Annotated in this window: 15 protein-coding genes; 2 read left to right on the top strand and 13 right to left on the bottom strand. The window is 58.0% G+C overall.

What is annotated here, in order from left to right:
- Positions 1–196: 196 nt before the first annotated feature.
- The 9 genes from SynMVIR181_RS12505 to SynMVIR181_RS12465 form a co-directional block, all read right to left on the bottom strand.
- Entirely contained in the window at positions 197–940 is a 744-nt protein-coding gene (locus SynMVIR181_RS12505; protein WP_186589457.1) for a pirin-like bicupin family protein, read from the bottom strand.
- On the bottom strand, positions 937–1,479 hold the full coding sequence (locus tag SynMVIR181_RS12500) for an NADPH-dependent FMN reductase (RefSeq protein ID WP_186589456.1): 543 nt from the start codon (positions 1,477–1,479) through the stop codon (positions 937–939). The genes SynMVIR181_RS12505 and SynMVIR181_RS12500 overlap by 4 nt, the downstream gene beginning before the upstream one ends.
- Before the next feature lie 57 nt (positions 1,480–1,536).
- Positions 1,537–2,250, bottom strand: coding sequence for a rubrerythrin family protein (locus SynMVIR181_RS13425; RefSeq protein ID WP_186589455.1), 714 nt, complete (start codon positions 2,248–2,250; stop codon positions 1,537–1,539).
- Positions 2,251–2,341: 91 nt separating this feature from the next.
- Positions 2,342–4,171 (bottom strand): diflavin flavoprotein, encoded by a 1,830-nt coding sequence (locus tag SynMVIR181_RS12490; RefSeq protein WP_186589454.1) that lies wholly within the window; start codon positions 4,169–4,171, stop codon positions 2,342–2,344.
- On the bottom strand, positions 4,171–5,946 hold the full coding sequence (locus SynMVIR181_RS12485; RefSeq protein WP_186589453.1) for a diflavin flavoprotein: 1,776 nt from the start codon (positions 5,944–5,946) through the stop codon (positions 4,171–4,173). Before SynMVIR181_RS12485 ends, SynMVIR181_RS12490 begins: the two co-directional genes overlap by 1 nt.
- Before the next feature lie 36 nt (positions 5,947–5,982).
- Entirely contained in the window at positions 5,983–7,356 is a 1,374-nt protein-coding gene (locus SynMVIR181_RS12480) for a TRAP transporter large permease subunit (RefSeq protein WP_186589452.1), read from the bottom strand.
- Between the two features lie 14 nt (positions 7,357–7,370).
- Positions 7,371–7,940, bottom strand: coding sequence for a TRAP transporter small permease subunit (locus tag SynMVIR181_RS12475; RefSeq protein ID WP_186589451.1), 570 nt, complete (start codon positions 7,938–7,940; stop codon positions 7,371–7,373).
- Positions 7,937–9,073 carry a TRAP transporter substrate-binding protein gene (locus SynMVIR181_RS12470; protein WP_186589450.1) on the bottom strand — a complete coding sequence of 379 codons (1,137 nt, stop codon included), beginning with the start codon at positions 9,071–9,073 and terminating at the stop codon, positions 7,937–7,939. Before SynMVIR181_RS12470 ends, SynMVIR181_RS12475 begins: the two co-directional genes overlap by 4 nt.
- A 207-nt stretch (positions 9,074–9,280) precedes the next feature.
- Complete coding sequence (locus tag SynMVIR181_RS12465; protein ID WP_186589449.1) at positions 9,281–9,715, bottom strand: Hsp20/alpha crystallin family protein; 435 nt, start codon at positions 9,713–9,715, stop codon at positions 9,281–9,283.
- Between the two features lie 425 nt (positions 9,716–10,140).
- On the opposite strand from SynMVIR181_RS12465, the gene SynMVIR181_RS12460 reads away from it, so the two are divergent.
- Positions 10,141–11,454: an NRAMP family divalent metal transporter gene (locus SynMVIR181_RS12460; RefSeq protein ID WP_186589448.1), complete on the top strand. Its 1,314-nt coding sequence runs from the start codon at positions 10,141–10,143 to the stop codon at positions 11,452–11,454.
- A gap of 29 nt (positions 11,455–11,483) precedes the next feature.
- Here the strand turns inward: SynMVIR181_RS12460 and SynMVIR181_RS12455 are convergent, their stop codons facing one another.
- The 4 genes from SynMVIR181_RS12455 to SynMVIR181_RS12440 are packed head-to-tail and all read right to left on the bottom strand — an operon-like array spanning position 11,484 to position 16,473.
- On the bottom strand, positions 11,484–11,978 hold the full coding sequence (locus SynMVIR181_RS12455) for an MEKHLA domain-containing protein (protein ID WP_186589447.1): 495 nt from the start codon (positions 11,976–11,978) through the stop codon (positions 11,484–11,486).
- A 3-nt stretch (positions 11,979–11,981) separates the two neighbouring features.
- Positions 11,982–12,869: an SWIM zinc finger family protein gene (locus SynMVIR181_RS12450; protein ID WP_186589446.1), complete on the bottom strand. Its 888-nt coding sequence runs from the start codon at positions 12,867–12,869 to the stop codon at positions 11,982–11,984.
- Positions 12,866–16,060 carry a DEAD/DEAH box helicase gene (locus SynMVIR181_RS12445; protein WP_186589445.1) on the bottom strand — a complete coding sequence of 1,065 codons (3,195 nt, stop codon included), beginning with the start codon at positions 16,058–16,060 and terminating at the stop codon, positions 12,866–12,868. Before SynMVIR181_RS12445 ends, SynMVIR181_RS12450 begins: the two co-directional genes overlap by 4 nt.
- A complete protein-coding gene (locus tag SynMVIR181_RS12440; RefSeq protein WP_186589444.1) occupies positions 16,057–16,473 on the bottom strand; it encodes a hypothetical protein in 417 nt (138 codons plus the stop codon). The genes SynMVIR181_RS12445 and SynMVIR181_RS12440 overlap by 4 nt, the downstream gene beginning before the upstream one ends.
- Positions 16,474–16,507: 34 nt before the next feature.
- On the opposite strand from SynMVIR181_RS12440, the gene alaS reads away from it, so the two are divergent.
- Positions 16,508–19,189: an alanine--tRNA ligase gene (alaS, locus tag SynMVIR181_RS12435; RefSeq protein ID WP_186590681.1), complete on the top strand. Its 2,682-nt coding sequence runs from the start codon at positions 16,508–16,510 to the stop codon at positions 19,187–19,189.
- Positions 19,190–19,235: the final 46 nt, after the last annotated feature.

The raw sequence follows: 19,235 nt of genomic DNA, 5'->3' as shown, positions 1-19,235 counted from the left end.
GTTATTTCAAGGCAAAAAAATAAAATTAAGTGCTAGCAGGTGATTTTCTTTAGATTTCGCTTTTTGATTGTCAGTGTTTGAATGTTTTTGATTATCCGTCCATGCATTCGGCATAACAAAGCTTTGATGTGAGTCGCTTTGATGGCATTTGATACAACAAATGTCTTGGGCTTGCTGTACCAATAATGGCTCTGTATTAGTTCAGCCCAAATAGGAGTAAGTCGGTTTGATTGCTTGAGGAATGAATGTGGCGGATGCCTGCTTGGCTTGGATGAAATCCAAGTCCATCGCCTTGGACAAGATCTGATTGGGATGCTGCGATTTCGCCTGAGATTGAGATCTTGCCTTTGATCATCTGAATCCAGGCCTGTGGATAGGCGAGTTCTGGAAGTGGAATGCTTTCGCTTTGAGCAAGCTTTAGGCGCCAGAGCTGAACTGGTCGCGCAATCGCCATGGCTTTGCTGTTGTTTGGATCTAGAACAGGGATCCAGTGTTGATCGGTGATGGCAATCCTGCGTTGCTCATAGGCAGGCTCGAGTCCTTGATGATTGGGTTCGATCCAGATCTGCAGCAATCGGCAGGGTTTTGCGCTTGCATTGATTTCGCTGTGCATGATTCCGGTTCCGGCGCTCATCCGCTGCACATCTCCAGCCTGAATCACGCCGCTGTTTCCGGCCGAATCCTGATGTTGGAGTTCCCCCTCGATCATCACCGTGATGATTTCCATGTCGCGATGGGAATGCATGCCAAAACCCCGTCCTGCAGAAATCGTGTCGTCATTGATCACAAGGAGGGGGCCGAATCCCATCCAGTTGGGATCGTGATGACCGGCGAACGAAAAGCTATGCCAAGACTCAAGCCAGTTGCGAACGCTGTGAAAGCGTTCTTGGGCTGGACGGAACACCAGCGTTGGCTGGTTTGTGCTGTGGGCCGTAGTCATTGAATCGGTTGTTTTTGTCCTAGGCGATGCAGCAGGTCCTGAATGCTGTCGTCTTTGGCTGGTTTGGAGTGATTGCTGAGCAATTGACGACCCACAACCTCCGCTCCGAGGTGGGTGAGCTGGATGCGAAGAGAGAGGAGAAGTTCCATGCCTCCGCCTCCTGAGAAGGTGGCGATTGCGATCGGCCGACTGTTGAAGAGCGCCCGGAAGTCGTCGCCTTGCACAGACAGCCAGGCAATGGCGTTGGTGAGGCAGGGCGGAATCGAGCCGTTGTATTCCGGTGCGCAGATCACCCAGCGGGGGGCGGCTTTGAGTTGGGCCTCGAGCGGGGCAATCGCCTCCGGAGTGACCTGCTCTTGAGCTCTTGGGGTGAACAAGGGCAGGTCGATGGTCGTGAGATCGAGCAGGTTGGCTGATTGGCCCAGGCTTCCTGCCATCTCAACGAAGCGCTGGGCCAGCTTGAGGTTTTCGCCGTTGCTGGCGGTGATCACCAGCACATCGCTTGTGTTTGCTTTGCCCATGCCCAGACTTTCCACCATGACGCTGAATTTTGCCTGATGTCTTTGTGTCCAGGGCATGGCTGCCGTCGCAGAACGTCAGGCGGCCTTTAATTCCGCTTCCCGGTAAGGCACGAAGCTGGCTTTGCGAACACCACAAATCGGGCAGGACCAATCATCTGGAATCGCTTCAAACGGTGTGCCGGGCTCAATTCCGGAGTCGGGATCGCCCTCTGCAGGGTCATAAATCATCGAGCACACCTTGCAGATCCATTTTCCGGCTACCGGCTCATCGGCCTGTCCCGCTTGGCCCTTGCCTTGAAGGGCTTGGAGGGCAACGCCATAGGACTCGGCATGGTGCTGCTCGATAGGCGTGAGCAAGCCAAAGTTTTTGGCTGCAGTTTTAAAGATTCCTGCGTGTTCTTTGGATTCGCTGGTCTGTTCCTCGAACTCCGCTTCAGCTCCGTGATCACGATCGTTGCGGGCTTGCGCAGCAAACTCCGGATACATCGTGGTGTATTCGTAGGTTTCGCCTTCGATGGCAAGCTCAAGGCAGCGGCTGAGCAAGACCTGTTTGTCGTCGTCGCTGAGTGCACTGGGGTCGCTGACTACGAGCTCCGGATGGAGCAGCCGAAAGTGAGCAAAGGCGTGCTCTGTTTCTTGGGCGGCGGTGTCGCGGAAGAGTTTGGCGAGATCGCTGCGGCCGAGTTTCTTGGCGACATCGGCAAAAAACAGGTACTTGCGATTGGCCATGCTTTCGCCGCCAAAGGCCGCTTCGATGTTGGCCTGGGTGGAAGGCTTGGAAAGATCCATAGATTGATGAGCCGATCATTTGATACTAGCCCTATCTCATACTCACTATGAGTTAAGGCTCAGGGTTGATGCGCTTGCTTCGCGGAGTCCGTTAGTAGTTCGCGCCGCTGCGCCGCTGATGCACCGCCGTGCCGCTTTCGGAATCGAGCACGCCTCCATGGGAGACCTCGGCGTAAATCAGCCAGTGATCGCCGCATTCCATGCGTTGTTTCACCGTTGCTTCCATCCAGGCCAAGGCGTCTGGCAGCAAGGGCTGTTCCCGTGGACTGGCTTTCAATTCCAGGCCGGCAAAGCGATCTGCTCCAGGCTCAAACGGTTGCAGGAATTGCTTCATGGGCCCGCTCTCGCGCCCTTCGGCGAGCACGTTTAAGGCAAAGCAATCGCCGATATGCAGGAGGGCTTCAACGGCTCGATCTTTCGCAACGGCCACGGTGAATCCCGGTGGCGTGAAACTGGCTTGGGTGACCCAGCTCGCAATCATGGCGCCGGAGAGTTCACCCTTGCGCGCGGTGAGAACGCAGAGGGATCCCACGACCCGACCGAGGGCAAGAACGGCAGGATCACTGCGGCTTTCACTGAGCCCGCCGCCGCTACGTCGCTGCTGTTTGCGTTGCTCTCGATGCAACTCGCGACCGAACCGGGTGCCGGTTTCTTCCAGGGTTCGAATCATCGCTGCATCGGGGCTGAACTTCACCCGGATGGGGTCGAATGCAAAGTGAAATCCGCCGTCACGAAGCTTGTTCTCCAGCAGGTCGATGGCTTCACCGCTCCAGCCAAAGCTGCCAAAAACGCCCACGGGCTTACTGCGGTCCCCCTCGGCAAGAAGTGTCCCTAAGGCGGAGACGATCGGGGTTGGCGCATGGCCGCCGAGCGTTGGTGAGCCGATCAAAATGCCGTCTGCTTGGTTGATCGTGTTGATGAGTTCGTCGGGAGGTGTGAACTCACAGTTGAGGCTGGTGATGCGAATCCCAGTGCGGCCAACACCCTGAGCTAAAGCATCAGCAATGGCAGCCGTGTTTCCGTAAGCACTGGCAAACAGCAGGGCCACCGACAAGCTGGCTTGCTGTTGGCTTTCGCCCCAGCGCCTGTAGTCATTGAACAAACTGCGCCAGCTGGTGTCGATGGCTGGACCGTGACCCGGCGCCACCGTGGTGATGTCCAGCTCTTCGAGGCGTTCCACCAGGGAGTCCACTTGGCCTGCCATCGGTGCCATGAGGCAGTCATAAAAGTGACGCCGCTCTTCTTCCGTTGCACTGCGACCCGATTCAGCCCATTCATGGGTACAGATGTGCGCCGAAAACAGCTTGCCGCTCATCAGAAGTCCGAGGGATTCTTCAAACGCCAGCAAACCCCCAGGCCATCTGGGGGTTGGAGCGGGAACGAGTTGAAGCTGGTGCCGATGGCTGAGAGAGAGGGTTTGCTCTTGGCGGATCACCTGGATGGCTGGCAGGTCCGGGATCTCTGGCTGTTCGCTCTCCTGTCCCGGGGGTGCAGGTTTGCGTTGTGACCAGAGTTCTCCTAAGAGCTTGGCTCCAGCGTTGGAGGCAACCAGTTCGAGCTCGGGATACAGGCTGGCCAGATCGCGGAGCAGCGCCACCCTGTTGGGATTGACGTGGCCAACCACCACCTTGAGTGCGGTGGTTTCGGCGGGAAGCAGGCCGGCAAGAGCCGGGAGGAATGCCTTCTCATAGGCCTTGCCGGGAGGATGCACCAGGAGTGCGCTTTGACGCTGGCCCTCGCCATCCGTGCCGGCATCAAACAGAAAACTGTTGGCGGTGCTGCCCCGCTCCAGCGCATATTCCAATTCGAATCGGAGCCGTTGAGGACTCAGTCCCCGCAGGCAAGTGAGTCCGTCATCGATGGGCAGGCTGATCACTTGCCGCGTCGTTGCTGCAGGGGCCTCGAGGTTCGATGTTGCCATTAGTAGTGGTTCCCTACTTTGCGGTGATGGACGGCGGTCATCGCATTGGCATCAGCCACGTTCCCCTGTTCCACCACGGCGTAGATCACCCAGTGATCGGGGCCTTCCATGCGTTGTTCCACGCGGCAACCCAGGTAGGCCAGTGCGTCTCCGAGGACGGGACCGCCTTCGGCCTCTTCCTCCAGCACATTGATGCCAGCAAAACGATCGGCGCCGGGTGGGAATCGCTTGAGAAAATGTCTGAGAAGTTGTTGATGGTTCTCCTCGCGGAGGATATTCAGCACAAATTGGTCGCCAACCTGCATCAGAGCCTCGATTGCCCTGTCTTTGGCCACGGCCACCGTGATACCTGGTGGGGTGAAACTGGCCTGACTGACCCAGCTCGCGACCATCGCGCTACGGCGCAGGCTGTCGCCATCGCCCTGGCTGGCAGTCACCACATAAAGCCCGCCGCTGAGACGGCCTAGCGCTTTATCGAGATCGCCATCCAAGCTCTTCATGGCTGCGATCGTTTTGTCGCGCGTTAAGAGTTGGCCTAGGTCCGTGCCTGATTCTTCGCAGCGCTGGTAATCGCCACCTTGAGGAAGCTGGCGAATGCGCAGGGGGGAAAAGGCCTCTTTCTGTCCCTGACTGCGTAGCTGTCCTGCCACGGAATCGATCGGCTCGTCATCTCCACCAAAAGCGTCATAGACGCCCACGAGTTGTTTGCCGTTTAGGGCAGCCAACAAGGTCCCGATGCTGCTTTGCAGTTCAGCATCTGCCTTCGCTGGCCAGGTGGGAACCACCACGGCCTTGGCGTCACTGATTAGGGCTGTGAGCTCTTGGGCATCGGTGGCGCGTAGATCCACAAGTTGAACCTGGGCGTCGGTCTTGCCAATCCCGTGGGCGATCGCCTGACTCAGGCGATCACAGAAGCCGTATTGACTCAAATAACAGACCGCTGCGTAACTTTCGCCCTTATTGCGTTGCCCGCTCCATTCGCGGTAATCGTTGATCCAGTGGCTGAGGTGGTGGCGAAGCAAAGGGCCATGACCCACTGCGATCGTGTTGATCTCGGGCAGCCCATCCATGCGCTTGAGGGCTTGAAGCACGCTGCGGGCATTGGGCCCCATCAAGCAGTCGTAGTAGAAGCGGAAATCCGGGGCAATGGCGCCAGGGTCGCTGTCAAAGACCTCTTCTGAGCAGTAGTGCAGCCCAAAGGCATCGCAGGTGTAGAGAATCCCACTGCCGTGATCAAACGAAAAAATCGTGTCTGGCCAGTGCAGGTTGGGTGCGCTTAAAAACTCAAAGCGATGCTGCACGCCGCTCTCAGGATTGATGCCGAGATCGAGCTCTTCTCCGCTTTTGACGGCTCGAGAGCGGAACGGACGATGGACCTGGTCGTTTAGGAATTGAATCGCAACCTTCGATCCAACAATTTCGATCTCAGGGTTCAGGTCAATCAGGTCGCCAATCAGCCCTGAGTGGTCTGGTTCGGTATGGCTCACGATCAGGTAATCGATCTGTTTGGGATCGATTTGCTCCTTTAAGAGCGGCAACCAGGTGTCCCGAAATTTGGCGTGACTCGTATCAATCAGGGCGGTGCGTTCACCCCGCACCAGAAACGCGTTGTAGGTGGTGCCGTTGCGCAGGCCAAATTCAATATCAAAACGACTTCGCTCCCAGTCGAGGGAGCGAATCGTGCTGCTGTCAGCCGCAATTACTTCCGATTGAAGGGAGAGCCTCGGACTGGTGCTGGATGCAGTCACTGATGGCTTCAAGCTGGAGGTGGCCATAGCAGTTACTCGCTGACCTGAACTCTACGGAGAACGTCAGGCCAATGGTCCAGGTGTCATCGCAGCTGTAAGGCGAGGTAACCAGTCCACTAATCCTGGAACGGCGATGATCAAAGCCAAAACGGCCACCTGCAAGCCAACAAAAGGCAAGGCCCCCCGATAGATATCCCGGGTTTTCACCTCCTTGGGTGCAACGCCGCGGAGATAGAAGAGAGCGAATCCGAAGGGTGGGGTGAGAAAGGACGTTTGCAGATTGGCCCCGATCATCACGCCAAACCAGATCAGAGCATCGGGGCCCAGCAGCTGCCGCGCTGCTGGTAAAAGCAACGGCACTGCAATGAATGCGATTTCAAAGAAATCGATGAAGAAGCCGAGCAAAAAGATGATCAGCATGCTGAACACCAGGAATCCAACCCGACCTCCCGGGAGGTTGAGGAGCACGTCAGCAATGAGTTGATCGCCGCCGACGCCGCGGAAGACAAGACTGAAGGCGGTGGATCCCAGCAGGATGGCCATCACCATGGCCGTGGTTCTCATCGTGCTTTCGCACACGTTGGAGAGTTGCTTGCGGCTGAAGCCTCCATTGAGAGCGGCCAGAAGGATTGCGCCTACCGCACCAATCACGCCCGCTTCCGTTGGGGTGGCGATGCCGAAAAAGATGCTCCCCAGCACGATCAGGATTAAGGACAAGGGCGGCAGCATCGATTGCACCAGCTGCAGCGGCTGGGTGGCGCCCAGTTCAGCTTGAGGACGTTGGGGTGCGAGTTCGGGCTTCAGTGCACTGATGACCAGCACATAGATCGCAAACACCGCCGCCATCAACAGGCCAGGAAGCAAGGCGCCCATGAAGAGGTCTCCAACCGAGATTCCCAACTGATCGCCGAGGACGACGAGCACGATGCTTGGAGGGATGATCTGCCCCAGGGTTCCCGATGCCACGATCACGCCCGTGGCAAGCGTTTTGTCGTAGCCAGCCTTCAACATGGCTGGCAGAGAAATCATTCCCATGGTGGTGACCGTTGCCGCGACCACACCGGTGGTGGCGGCAAGGAGTGAGCCAACGAGCACCACGGCGAGGGCCAGTCCGCCGCGGACGCGCCCCAGCAGGCGACCCATGCTTTCGAGCAAGCGTTCGGCGATGCCCGAACTTTCCAGCATCGACCCCATAAACACGAAAGCGGGGATCGCCAGCAACGTGAAGTTGCCCATGACTCCCAAAATCCGTTGGGGCAGCGCGCTCACGAATTGAGCTTCGATTTCGCCGCTGAGCATCCCCAACAGCGCGAAAATCACGCCGATGCCTCCCAGGCAGAAGGCCACGGGGAATCCACTCAGCAGGGCCACGATCAGGGCCAGAAACATCCCGGGTGCGAGGACCGCTGAGGGGTCGAAACTCAGCACCCAACCCATGGATTCAATTTCAATCACAGGCCCGGGCCTCCCTGGCTTGGTTGTTGACCATCGGATGGCTCATCCCCATGCATCAGCTTCCAGCGCAGCCGCAAGGCTTCCGCAACTCCTTGGAGGCCCAGCAACAGAAACCCCACTGGGATCAGAGTCTTTAACCATGTGCGGGGTAAGCCACCCGGATCGGGAGACATCTCTCCAATACTCCAAGCGCGTAGTGCCGGTGCGATCGATAAGGCCATCACGCCAAAGGCGAAGGGCAGCAATAACAGCAGTAAAGAGCTGAGCTCTTGGCGATCCCGGCGGCGGGGGCTCCAGCGGTTTTGCAGGACATCAACGCGAACGTGGCCGCCTTTTTGCAGCGTCCAGCCCAGTCCGAGCAGAAAAATTAGGGCAAACAAATACCACTGGGCTTCGATCAGGCCATTGCTGCTGAGGTTGATTCCGATCGCTGATCCCACATACCGCCCCACCACATTCCAGAAGCCGATAGCGAGCATCAGCAACACTGCCCAGCGCGCTAGCCATGCTGCGGCGGCATTCAGCCCGTCGAGCATGCGCACGAGACCTGCCAAGCGATCGTTCATCGCTGATCTCCTGGCTGATCTCCCTCGCTGCTGTCATCAAATTCAGCAAGCGGTAATTCATTGATGTTGTTCCAGGTTCTGGCCTCACGGCGGAAGAGGCGCCAGCGTTCCAATAGATCTCTGAACCCGGCATCCGCATCCGCGAGCTCTTTAAAAATCTCCGCGCTAGCGCGACGGGCCGCCTTCAGGATGTCGTCGCTGTAGCGCTCGAGCTTGATGCCTTGGCGGGTGATGCGTTGCAGAGCTTCGCTGTTCCGCCGCTCGTAATCACTCAACATTCCCAGGTTGGCTTCGTAGCAGGCCGTGCTGAACATGGCTTGATACTCCTTCGGCAGGTTGGACCAGGCTTTGCGGTTCACAAGCGCCATCAAGGTGGGACCTGGCTCCCACCAACCGGGGTAGTAATAGTGCTTAGCGGCTTTGGCTAAGCCAAGCTTTTCATCGTCGTAGGGGCCGGTGAATTCGGCGGCATCGATGGTGCCTCGCTCTAGAGCCAGGTAAATCTCGCCCCCAGGAAGCACCTGGACGTTCACGCCCAATTTGGCCATCACCTTCCCCCCCAGCCCGGGGATGCGCATTTTTAAGCCCTGAAGGGATGCCAGGTTCTCGACCGGTTTTTTAAACCAACCCCCCAGCTGCCCGCCTGTGTTTCCAGCAGGGAAGCTCATCACTCCGAAATCGGCAAACAGGGCGTTCATGGCTTCGTTGCCGCCGCCGTAATACAACCAGGTGTTTTGCTGTTGGGCAGACAAGCCAAACGGCACCGCTGTCCCAAAGGCAAAGGCTGGGTTTTTGCCGATGTAGTAGTAACTCGCGGTGTGGCCGCATTCAACGGAACGGGCTTGCACGGCATCCAGCACTTCCAAGCCCGGGACGATTTCCCCTGCTGCAAACGGTTCAATGCGGAAGGCTCCACCACTCATCTCCTCGACGCGTTGGCAGATGGTGACGGCACCTCCATAGATGGTGTCGAGGGAGATAGGCCAGCTGGTGGCCATGCGCCAGCGCACTTGCGGTAGGCCGCTGGCGCGCGTCTCTTCCGCTCGGCGGATCGTGCAGGCACTCAAAGCTGCGGTCCCTGCCGCTGCCGCTGCCGCCTGACCACCGCGGCGAAGCAGCTGCCGTCGTTGCATGGCTTGCATCCTCCAGAAGCCCGTCGGTCAATCGACGGAACAGCCATGGATTTTATCGAGCAGGTTTTTCTCGTTGATCTCTGGACCTTTCACCGTCTTGGTTATTCCCTTAAAAAAGGCCCCCCGCCATGGCGAGGAGCCCGATACCTCTTTTCCGTTGTGTGCGTCCGTTGTACGCGTGCTCTTGAACAGGCGTTCACCTCTGTTTCAGCTTTCCACCTTCACAGACACGGTGGTGCGGTTGTCGCTTTTTGCCGCCCTGATCTCAAGAATGCCGTCGCGATAGGAGGCTTCCAATTGGTCGCGATCGAGTGGCTTGGCGAAGCGAAAACTGCGACTCCACGTTCCCGTCCGGAACTCGCTGAGCAGTTGCTGCGCATTTGCGTTTGAGGCTGCGTCTGTCTCGGTTGGGGGGGTGTTGTCTTCAGCGGAGATGGTGGGTTGTCGTTCAGCGCTGATCACAAGCGAACGATCCGTGGCTTTGACATCAATGGAGTCGTGGTCAACGCCTGGCAATTCCAGCCGCACGGTGTAGCTGGCGTTGGTTTCGATCACTTCAGCAGCAGGAACGCGCTCAGCTTGTGAAACTTGCTGCTCCAGGCGATCCAGCAAATCGAAGGGTGATGTACGAAGGGTGATCATGGGTCAATCTCAAATTGGCTATGAAATTCAGGAAATTTGTGTTTCCCGCTCCGCCAATCTGCGCTGAATTGATCTCAACTGGGAGTGTAAGAACCGCCCGTTTTGGTACGGCCTAGACCACCAAGTTCGGTTGCTGCTACTGAGAAGTCGTGAGAGCCGAACTGTGATGGAGATGGCTCAAATCGCCTCTCATTGGAAAGCGAACTGTCTCGCCTGCAAACTCCTTGGAGCTCACCGCAAAGCACATCGCAAAGGAAGAAGATTGAGGCCTTGTTCATTAGGCAAGCTTGGCGTTCTGGCTTCATTCGTGTTCGACCGCTACGAATGCGCGTTCAGAGCGTGCCGCATCTTGATCTCGTCCGATGAACGGATGGCCTACTGCGTGAGGCTTGGCAGGATGATGGCCGCCAAGCATTCGACTTTTTATGGCCACCTCCGCCCCACGTTCGGCAGCTGGTCTCAGGCAAAGCTTGGGGCCGGGGATTTTGATGGCGGGGGCCTGTATTGGCGGGTCTCACTTGATGTCGTCCACAACGGCTGGGGCGAGATTTGGTTTTGCGTTATTGGGTCTAATCCTGCTCACCAATTTGGTGAAGTATCCATTCCTGCGGGTGGGCACACGCTTTACAGCAGTGACTGGATTGACGTTATTAGAGGGGTTTCAGCGCCGTAATCGCTTTTACCTCCCGCTTTATCTCCTCGTCAGTTTGGTGACGGGAACGCTCACGATTGCGGCGGTGAGCTTTGTGGCCGGACTCTTGCTGACCAATGTGCCGCTGTTGGCGAATTTCAATACGTTCGGCTTGGCGATCGCCGTGCTGGCTGTGAGTGGTTTGATTCTTCTGCTCGGGCACTACCGGGCGCTGGATCGTCTTTCAAAAGTGCTGGTTGTTCTGCTGACCATCCTTTCTGGTGTGGCCGCGTTGACCCTGTTGTTGCGTGGTTCTGTTGGCGATGTGGCAGCCACCTGGGTGGGCACGACTCCCTCTCCCTGGACAGCGGCAAACTTGGCATTCCTGATTCCCCTTATGGGCTGGATGCCCGGTCCGGTGGAGATGTGCGTGTGGCCGTCGTTGTGGATGTTCTCGCGCGCCCAAGACAGCAAGCATTCGGCGTCTTTGAAGGAGGCCGAATTTGATTTCAACCTTGGCTATGCGGTCACTGTTGTGACGGCTGTCTTCTTTGTGATTCTGGGCGCTTACACGATGTATGGCACCGGTGAGGGAATGTTTGCGGGTAGTGGGGTGTCTTTTGCTCAGAACCTCATTCGCCTCTACACCGAAGCGATGGGTGGCTGGGCTGCATGGGTGATTGTCCCGGCCGCATTTGCGGCGATGTTCAGCACCACGCTCACCTGTTTAGATGCCTATCCACGCAGTATTTCGGCGATCCAAGGCTTGTTGCAGGGGTCTGATCGAGGGGATTTGGCCTCAGCTCCTCAGCAGCGCCGGCTGTCTGTGTGGTTGGTGCTGCATCTAATGGCCGCATTGGTAGCCCTGCTGTTTGCGTTCAGTGGCGGGATTGGCGTGAAAGATTTTGTCTTCGGTGCGATGACAGGAAGCTTTCTGACAGCTCCGTTGTTTGCCTGGATGGCGATGGACACGATGAATAGTGACTTGGTGGCGGTAGAGCATCGCGATGGCCCTGCCATGCGAGTGCTCACTTGGTTTGGCCTGGCCTTTTTGACAGGCTTTAGCTTGCTGTTTATCGGTTGGTCGGCTTTTGGTTGGGGTGCCTGAACAAGCAGTCATCCCGTTTGCTTCAGGACTTAAAGCCACCACCAGCTGGAAAAAGCAGCGGCCTGACCGCAGAACTCATTATTTGTGTTCAAGAGGGGCCAGATTCGCGCGTTGTGAATCATGAAACGCCGGCCCTCTTGATTCACTCGAACCCCGCAATAGCCCTTGAAGCCAGCCCGTTGATGGGCTTGCTGAAGGGCGCTTGCTCGCTCACGTCGCGCACTTTCTTCAGCCGTCAGCCTGGAGGGCATGCCCACCATGGTCTGCCAATTGCGCCCCCAGAGCCGCAGGGCAGTGCCGTTGGCATAGGTCAGCAGCGGGTCAGCACTGTGGTCATGAGCCAACACAGCGATAGAACTCGCGAAAACCTCTTGCGCTGCTGTGCGATGGAACTGAATGCCCTGATCACCCACCAGTAGGGGTTGAGCAAAGGCCCGTTGATAGGAGATCAGCAAGCGGTTGATTAACGCCTGGGTGTCGGGCCTCAACCAAGGCGCCGTGGTGCTTGAAATCATGCCCGTCATGGCTTAATTCCCCGCTGCCATCGCCTCCAACATCGCCTGTTGCGCCATGGCTTGTCCCTGGTCGCGGAGGTGCTGCAAGAACCGGGGCTTGGCCTCCGGAAAGCGGGGCTCTTCAGCGAGAGGCAGTTCACCTGCAGCGTCCAGTCCCGTGTCCCCTTCCATCGCTGGGGTGATCACCACGAGGTCTCCGTCGAGTCCAGCGTCATAACGCCACCAAAGCGTTGGATCGAGAACTGCGGGATGGGGAGGATTGAGTTCGCTGCTGCTGGCGTCGATCGCAAGCGCTTCTGCGTTGCCGCTCTGGTTTGCGCTCTCCGCAATGGCTTGTAGGCGATACGCCGCCAGGTCTTCCAGCAACTTGGCTCGCGTGCGACCGCGCAGCTGAAACAGCACAAACGGATCTTCACTGAACCGTTCTCCCATCAAGAAGTAAACGGCGCTGATGTGCTTACAAGGGTTGGCTTTGTCTGGACAGCTGCATTCGCTCCTCACCTCTTGAAGCTTGAACGGGAACAGACGCCGACCACTGGCAGCGAAGGCCCGTTCGATGTCGGCTGGCATGATCCCGGCCAAGAGTTGAGCGGACCAGCGGGCCTTCATCGTGAGCGCTTCGAGCACGTAGCGCCAGTCCTCATCTTTCAGAACGTCGAGCCAGAGCTTCACTTTGTATGGGTCTTCGTCTGTGCCTTGGACGCGGGCATGCACCCGCCTGCCTTCAAAGCGAATGGAGGTCACATGACCTTCTCGCGCGTAGGCCCAGGCCCGTTCCAAGCGCTTTTTAAAGCGGTAGGAATTGATGAGCTCCATCCACTGCTCAACCCACCAGGGTTGCTGGGACAGACCGTCGTCACTGATCGAGGTGTTAATCCCGCTTGGTGGGGTGATGCTCATGATTGGTTGTCCTCCAGGCTTACGAGCTCTTTGAGCTGTCCCATTTCGAGGCCTCCTAGCCAGTCTTCGCCGGAGCCAATGATGTCTTCCGCCAGTCTGGACTTCTCGCGGATCATGCGGTCAATTTTCTCCTCAACGGAGCCGCTGGTGATGAACTTATGCACCATTACCCGGTTCGTTTGTCCGATGCGATAGGCGCGGTCCGTGGCTTGATTCTCAACGGCGGGATTCCACCAACGGTCGATGTGAAAGACATGACTGGCGCGCGTGAGGTTGAGGCCGACTCCGCCAGCCTTGAGTGACAACAGGAAAAGCTGAGGCCCGCGCGGATCCTCCTGGAAGCGATCAACCATGGCTTGCCGTTCACTTTTGCTGGTGCTGCCGCTGAGGAAGGGCACTTCACTGCGCCAGCGACGTTGCAAATAATCCTGGAGCAACTTGCCCCATTCCGCGAACTGGGTGAACAGCAAGGCTCGATCCCCAGCTTCAACCACCTCGTCCAGAATTTCTTCGAGGCGTTGCAGCTTCACGGACCGCTTGAGGAAATCTTCGCTGGCTCCCTGCTCCTTGAGGGCAAGGGCAGGGTGGTTGCAGATCTGCTTGAGCTTGGTGAGCAGACCCAACACCTGACCATGACGTTTGCCATGCGGCGCGCGGGCAATGGCATCCAAGGTGTCTTCAACGGTTTTGGCATACAAGGATTTCTGCTCTTTACTCAGACCTACCCATTCGCTCAATTCCACTTTTTCGGGCAGATCCGAGATGATCGATTTGTCGGTTTTCAGCCGTCTGAGGATGAACGGTCCCACCCTGGCTTTGAGATCGCGAAGGGATGACAGGTCTCCGTAACGCTCAATTGGCATGCGATAGCGATGCCGGAAAAATTCTTCCTCTCCCAGAACCCGTGGATTGAGGAAGTCCATCAGGGCCCAGAGCTCGCTGACGCGGTTTTCAACCGGTGTGCCAGTGAGTGCGATGCGAAAACGGCTGTTCTTTTTGGGGCGGGCCAGGTCACGGACGGCTTGGCTTTGTTTCGCGGAGGGGTTTTTAATCGCCTGCGCTTCATCGATCACGAGACCTTGCCAATCGTGACTTTCGAGCAGTTCACTGTCGCGTTGCAACAGGCCGTAGCTGGTGAGCACGAGATCCACATCCTTCAGCGCTTTCTTCAGTGCTGCTGGGGTGCTGGGGCGTTTTGGACCGTAGTGCTCATGCACATTGAGCTCGGGCGTGAACGCTGTTGCCTCCCGCTTCCAGTTGGTGAGCACGGATGTGGGTGCGATTAAAAGCACCGTTCGCTTGAGTTCGTTTTCTGCCTTGAGGTGTTGCAGAAAGGCCAGCAACTGGATCGTTTTGCCGAGGCCCATGTCATCGGCCAAGCAGGCGCCTTGGTCAAAGCGATGCAGGAAGGCAAGCCAGCCGAGTCCTCGCTCTTGATAGGGCCTGAGTTGACCCGAAAATCCTTCGGGGGCGGGGAGTGGGTCTGGCGCTTTCTGCTGGTGGTACTGCTCGAGCACGGCTTGCAGCCGCGGACCGGCATCAAATTGATGGACGGGCAGGCGCATCATCGTGTCGCCTTCGGTGGCAGTCAGTCGAAGCGCGTCGTCGAGGCTCAGGTCTGGATTGGCGGCGCAAAAGCGCTCGGCATTTTTGAGGTCATTGGGGCGTAGTTCGATCCAAGCGCCTTTGTGACGCACCAGAGGGCTGCGCTTTCCAGCCAATCGCTCAAGTTCTCGCAAGGTCAGCGTCACCCCGCCGATCATCAGCTCCCAGCTCCAGTCGAGGTTTTCACCGAGCGTGAAGCCTCGCGAGCGCTCGGAGAGCTCTGCCTTGATGGCGAGGCCAAGCCGGCTGGCTAACCCTCCAGAAAGGCTTGGTGGTAGGTCAACGCCTACGCCCACATCCCGCAGCTGTCGGGCTGCTGTGCGCACCAAAACAAAGGCTTCAGCTGGTGTGAGCTGCATGCTCTCGGGTGTGGCGCTGTTTAGCCCCCTTTCGATCGGCTGGAACACGGTCAGGGCTCGGCCCATGCCCTCGAGCAAGACCTCGCTGGGTTGATCCACTTTGATTTCCCCAAGTTGGAGGCCGCTGAGGCCTGCAGCCCAGGCCGCTCCCGCGGGCAGCTTGAGGGTTGGATCTGCCTCTGCTTGCAGAAAGAAGCGCAGTGGCCAAAGGTCCTCATCGTCTGCTGGTGTTGCCAGTTCCAAGCAGGCGCGGGCCGCTGCCACATTTCCAGCAACCCCTTCACGCCAGTGATGACTGGCGGTGGCTAGGCGTTCGGTTTCTTCATCGCTGAGTTGGAGCTCACCTGAGTCCGAGCTCAAGGCCTCCTCCCAGGCGCGTAGCAGGGGATCCAAGCCTTCATGGTTAGGGGTGAAGCCTTTGCGCAGTTGCGCATCCATCAGATCGGCCAACAGCGTGGCGACCCGTAGTCGTCCGCTGCGAGGCCGGCAGCAAGCCACTGGATTCGCGGCGCGCATGGCTTCTGGTCTGAGCCTGGTGATCCGGTTGCTGCGTTTGCCGGTGGGTTCTCGCCAAGGCAGGGCACAGGTGGCAACGAGAGGAAGCCCTGAGGCCAGGTCCTCAAGGCGGCGCCGGTCTTCTTCCCGATTCAGGAGCGGTACCCAGCGGGCGCGATGGGGATAGCCCTCACCTTTGCTCAGCTCCACTTGCGGGAGCCAGCGACTTCGTGCGACGAGGCTGAGGGACCATCGCTGCATGTGACTCCACCAGCGCAACTCATCCGCTAACTCAGGATGACGTCCTGAAAGAGGAAGTTTGGAGAGCCAGGCGGTAGCTGCCATCGGTTCAATGGCGAGGCCCTGTACCTGCCAAGGCCACCACTCTGTTTGTTTGGGGATCGGCTCTCCAGCTTGTAAGGGAAGGCCTGTCCAGCCCGGTTCTTCAGTGCTGCTGGTTACTGTGCCGCGTTTCTTTCGGGGCTTCACGCTGCGGCTCGGCAGGGTGAGGCATGCCGTGGCGTCAATGATGCCGTCGGGCAAGAGATCCCGTTCCGTCAGCAAGGCCCTGAGATCATCTGGGCTGAGGGTGAAGGGGTGAAGGGCGGGGGTTGTACTTGGGCCTGCGGGTTCGGCAACGCGCCAGGTGTCAGCCCACACCAACAGGGCAGCTCGTCCAGAGCTGGTCGGAGTACGAATGGCCGGGAGCCAGGTGGCGTGCAGCAGGCTCATGGCCGCGACGCAGAAAACATGCGTTGGGTTCCGTAAAGCACGAGTGCACTGCCGATCAACGGCAACCACCCAATGAGGAGATCCAATCCCAATACTGCCAGGGCATCGGCCCCTGCCAAGGGGGAAGGTAACGACATTCCCAGGCTTCGTAACCCACAGACCGCTCCAACGAGGCCAGCACGCAGGTGAGAGTCGTTGGAGTCCACCCGCTCGAGATGAAAGGCCAGAAGGCCATAAAACAATCCGCAGCCACTGGAGCGGACCGCCATTTCAAGGCCAAAGGGGAGGCTGCAAAGGCCTGCTGTTAGGCCAGCAAGACAGGCCCAGCCGATGGAGAGGCGGCGCAGGCGATCGCGACTGTCGGTGGCAGGAGACGGTGCGACGACGGGGCGCGGCGGCTCAGGGGCGATCATGGCCGTTCGATCTGTTGTTGACGCGGAATCCGCCATGGCTGTTGCACGTTCGTCGCGATCCGCTGCTGCCACCCCCCGCACCGGTGCGGAGATTCGGGCGGCATTCCTGAGCTTCTACGAGGAGCGGGGCCACAAGGTGATGGCAAGCGCCTCCCTTATTCCAGAAGATCCCACGGTGTTGCTCACCATTGCGGGGATGTTGCCGTTTAAGCCGGTCTTCCTCGGGCAGCAGAAGCGGCCAGCGCCGCGGGCCACAAGTAGTCAAAAGTGCATTCGCACCAACGACATCGAGAACGTGGGCCGTACAGCGCGGCATCACACGTTTTTTGAGATGCTCGGCAACTTTTCCTTCGGCGATTATTTCAAGCAACAGGCGATTGAGTGGGCCTGGGAGCTGAGTACGGATGTCTTTGGTATCGCCCCCAAGCATTTGGTGGTGAGTGTCTTCCGTGAAGACGATGAGGCCGAACAGATTTGGCGTGATGTGGTGGGGGTGAATCCCAAGCGGATCATCCGCATGGACGAAGCCGACAACTTTTGGGCGTCTGGCCCGACCGGGCCCTGTGGCCCCTGCTCGGAGATCTACTACGACTTCAAGCCCGAACTGGGTGATGAAGGAATCGATCTCGAGGACGATGACCGCTTCATCGAGTTCTACAACTTGGTGTTTATGCAATACAACCGCGACGCTGAGGGAACTCTCACGCCGCTTGCAAACCGGAACATCGACACTGGCCTGGGCCTGGAGCGGATGGCTCAGATCCTGCAGAAGGTCCCTAATAACTATGAAACAGACCTAATCTTTCCCCTCATTCAAGCGGCAGCTGATCTTGCTGGGGTCGACTACCACCAGCTCGACGATGCAAAACAAACGTCTCTCAAGGTGATTGGTGACCACAGCCGTGCTGTGACACAACTGATTTGTGATGGAGTTTCGGCAAGCAACTTGGGGCGGGGGTACATCCTGCGCCGTCTCTTACGTCGAGTGGTGCGGCATGGCCGTTTGTTGGGCATTCATCAACCCTTTCTTGTCACGATGGGACAGGCCTCGATCGCACTCCTCCAGGACGCCCACCCGTCGGTGATTGAGCGGAAGGAGGTGATCTTGGCAGAGCTTCAGAGGGAGGAGTCGCGCTTCTTAGAGACCTTGGAGCGGGGGGAGAAGCTGTTGGCAGATGTTCTTGAGAGCAAGCCCAAACAGATCAGTGGAGCCCAAGCCTTTGAGCTCTATGACACCTACGGCTTTCCCCTGGAGCTCACCCAGGAAATTGCCGAAGAGCAGGGCCTGGATGTGGACCTGGCCGGATTCGAGCAGGCGATGGAGCAACAGCGTCAGCGGGCCAAGGCCGCGGCAGTCAGTATTGATCTCACGCTGCAAGATGCGATCGATCAAGTGGCGGCAGATCTCAACGCCACGGCGTTTGAGGGATATGAACTCTCAATGTCGAGCAGCAGCAGCGTGCAGGCGTTATTGGTTAACGGTGAAGCGGCTGCCTCAGCCTCGGATGGCGATGCGGTGCAAGTGCTGCTGGACCGCACACCTTTTTATGGAGAGGGCGGAGGTCAAGTGGGTGATCGCGGCCTTCTCGTCGGCGATGGAGCTGATGGCAATGGTTTGATCGTTGTGATTGAGGGCGTCAGTCGCAACCGCGGAGTGTTTGTTCATAGCGGCAGGGTTCAGCGTGGACGTCTCGGCGTTGGTGATGTGGTGCATGGTCAAGTGGATCGTGCCTGCCGCCGTCGCGCTCAAGCGAATCACACGGCTACCCACTTGCTTCAAGCGGCACTGAAACAGGTTGTGGATCCAGGCATCGGCCAGGCTGGATCCTTGGTCAACTTCGAGCGTCTGCGCTTCGATTTCCACTGCCCGCGGGCGGTGAAGCCAGCGGAGCTCGAGCAGATCGAAGCCTTGATTAATGACTGGATCAGCGATGCGCACCGTCTAGACGTCAACGAGATGGCGATCGATCAAGCAAAAGCTGCTGGAGCCGTGGCGATGTTTGGCGAGAAGTATTCCGACGTGGTTCGCGTGGTTGATGTTCCCGGTGTGTCGATGGAGCTTTGTGGTGGTACACATGTGAGCAATACGGCCGAGATCGGTCTGTTCAAGATCGTGAGTGAGAGCGGTGTTGCTGCTGGGATCCGCAGGATTGAAGCGGTGGCTGGTGCTTCTGTGCTGGCGTATCTCAATGAGCGTGAGGTCGTGGTGAAGCAGCTCGGTGATCGCTTTAAGGCTCAGCCCGGCGAGATCGTTGAGCGTGTGTCGGCGTTGCAGGAGGAACTGAAGAGCAGCCAAAAAGCGTTGACTGCGGCACGCGCTGAACTCGCTGTTGCGAAGTCAGCGGCCTTGGCTACCCAAGCCGTAGCGGTTGGTGAGTACCAGCTCTTGGTGGCCCGTCTTGATGGTGTGGATGGTGACGGCTTACAGGGCGCTGCCTTGGGATTGCTGGATCAGTTGGGTGATTCCACGGCTGTTGTATTGGGAGGTTTGCCTGATCTAAGCGACCAAGGAAAGGTGATTTTGGTGGCAGCGTTTGGCAAAGCTGTGATCGCGCAAGGTCAGCAGGCGGGCAAGTTCATTGGCGCGATTGCTAAGCGCTGCGGCGGTGGCGGCGGCGGTCGCCCGAATCTCGCTCAGGCAGGTGGACGCGATGGAGGAGCTTTGGATGGGGCGCTTGAGGCGGCTAGCGACGATTTAAAACATCATTTGGGATGACTTTGATGGCTCTCACCGCTTGGTGAGAGCTGCCTTGTTTCCCGAT

The organism is Synechococcus sp. MVIR-18-1 (genome assembly GCF_014279835.1).
Taxonomy (GTDB): domain Bacteria; phylum Cyanobacteriota; class Cyanobacteriia; order PCC-6307; family Cyanobiaceae; genus Synechococcus_C.
Note: the sequence above shows the minus strand (reverse complement) of the source record. Positions and strands in the feature narration are given on the sequence as shown.

Coding starts and splice junctions, on each gene's coding strand:
- SynMVIR181_RS12505 (WP_186589457.1), bottom strand. CDS start 940: ATGACTACGGCCCACAGCACAAACCAGCCAACGCTGGTGTTCCGTCCA.
- SynMVIR181_RS12500 (WP_186589456.1), bottom strand. CDS start 1,479: ATGGTGGAAAGTCTGGGCATGGGCAAAGCAAACACAAGCGATGTGCTG.
- SynMVIR181_RS13425 (WP_186589455.1), bottom strand. CDS start 2,250: ATGGATCTTTCCAAGCCTTCCACCCAGGCCAACATCGAAGCGGCCTTT.
- SynMVIR181_RS12490 (WP_186589454.1), bottom strand. CDS start 4,171: ATGGCAACATCGAACCTCGAGGCCCCTGCAGCAACGACGCGGCAAGTG.
- SynMVIR181_RS12485 (WP_186589453.1), bottom strand. CDS start 5,946: ATGGCCACCTCCAGCTTGAAGCCATCAGTGACTGCATCCAGCACCAGT.
- SynMVIR181_RS12480 (WP_186589452.1), bottom strand. CDS start 7,356: ATGGGTTGGGTGCTGAGTTTCGACCCCTCAGCGGTCCTCGCACCCGGG.
- SynMVIR181_RS12475 (WP_186589451.1), bottom strand. CDS start 7,940: ATGAACGATCGCTTGGCAGGTCTCGTGCGCATGCTCGACGGGCTGAAT.
- SynMVIR181_RS12470 (WP_186589450.1), bottom strand. CDS start 9,073: ATGCAACGACGGCAGCTGCTTCGCCGCGGTGGTCAGGCGGCAGCGGCA.
- SynMVIR181_RS12465 (WP_186589449.1), bottom strand. CDS start 9,715: ATGATCACCCTTCGTACATCACCCTTCGATTTGCTGGATCGCCTGGAG.
- SynMVIR181_RS12460 (WP_186589448.1), top strand. CDS start 10,141: ATGGCCACCTCCGCCCCACGTTCGGCAGCTGGTCTCAGGCAAAGCTTG.
- SynMVIR181_RS12455 (WP_186589447.1), bottom strand. CDS start 11,978: ATGACGGGCATGATTTCAAGCACCACGGCGCCTTGGTTGAGGCCCGAC.
- SynMVIR181_RS12450 (WP_186589446.1), bottom strand. CDS start 12,869: ATGAGCATCACCCCACCAAGCGGGATTAACACCTCGATCAGTGACGAC.
- SynMVIR181_RS12445 (WP_186589445.1), bottom strand. CDS start 16,060: ATGAGCCTGCTGCACGCCACCTGGCTCCCGGCCATTCGTACTCCGACC.
- SynMVIR181_RS12440 (WP_186589444.1), bottom strand. CDS start 16,473: ATGATCGCCCCTGAGCCGCCGCGCCCCGTCGTCGCACCGTCTCCTGCC.
- alaS (WP_186590681.1), top strand. CDS start 16,508: ATGGCTGTTGCACGTTCGTCGCGATCCGCTGCTGCCACCCCCCGCACC.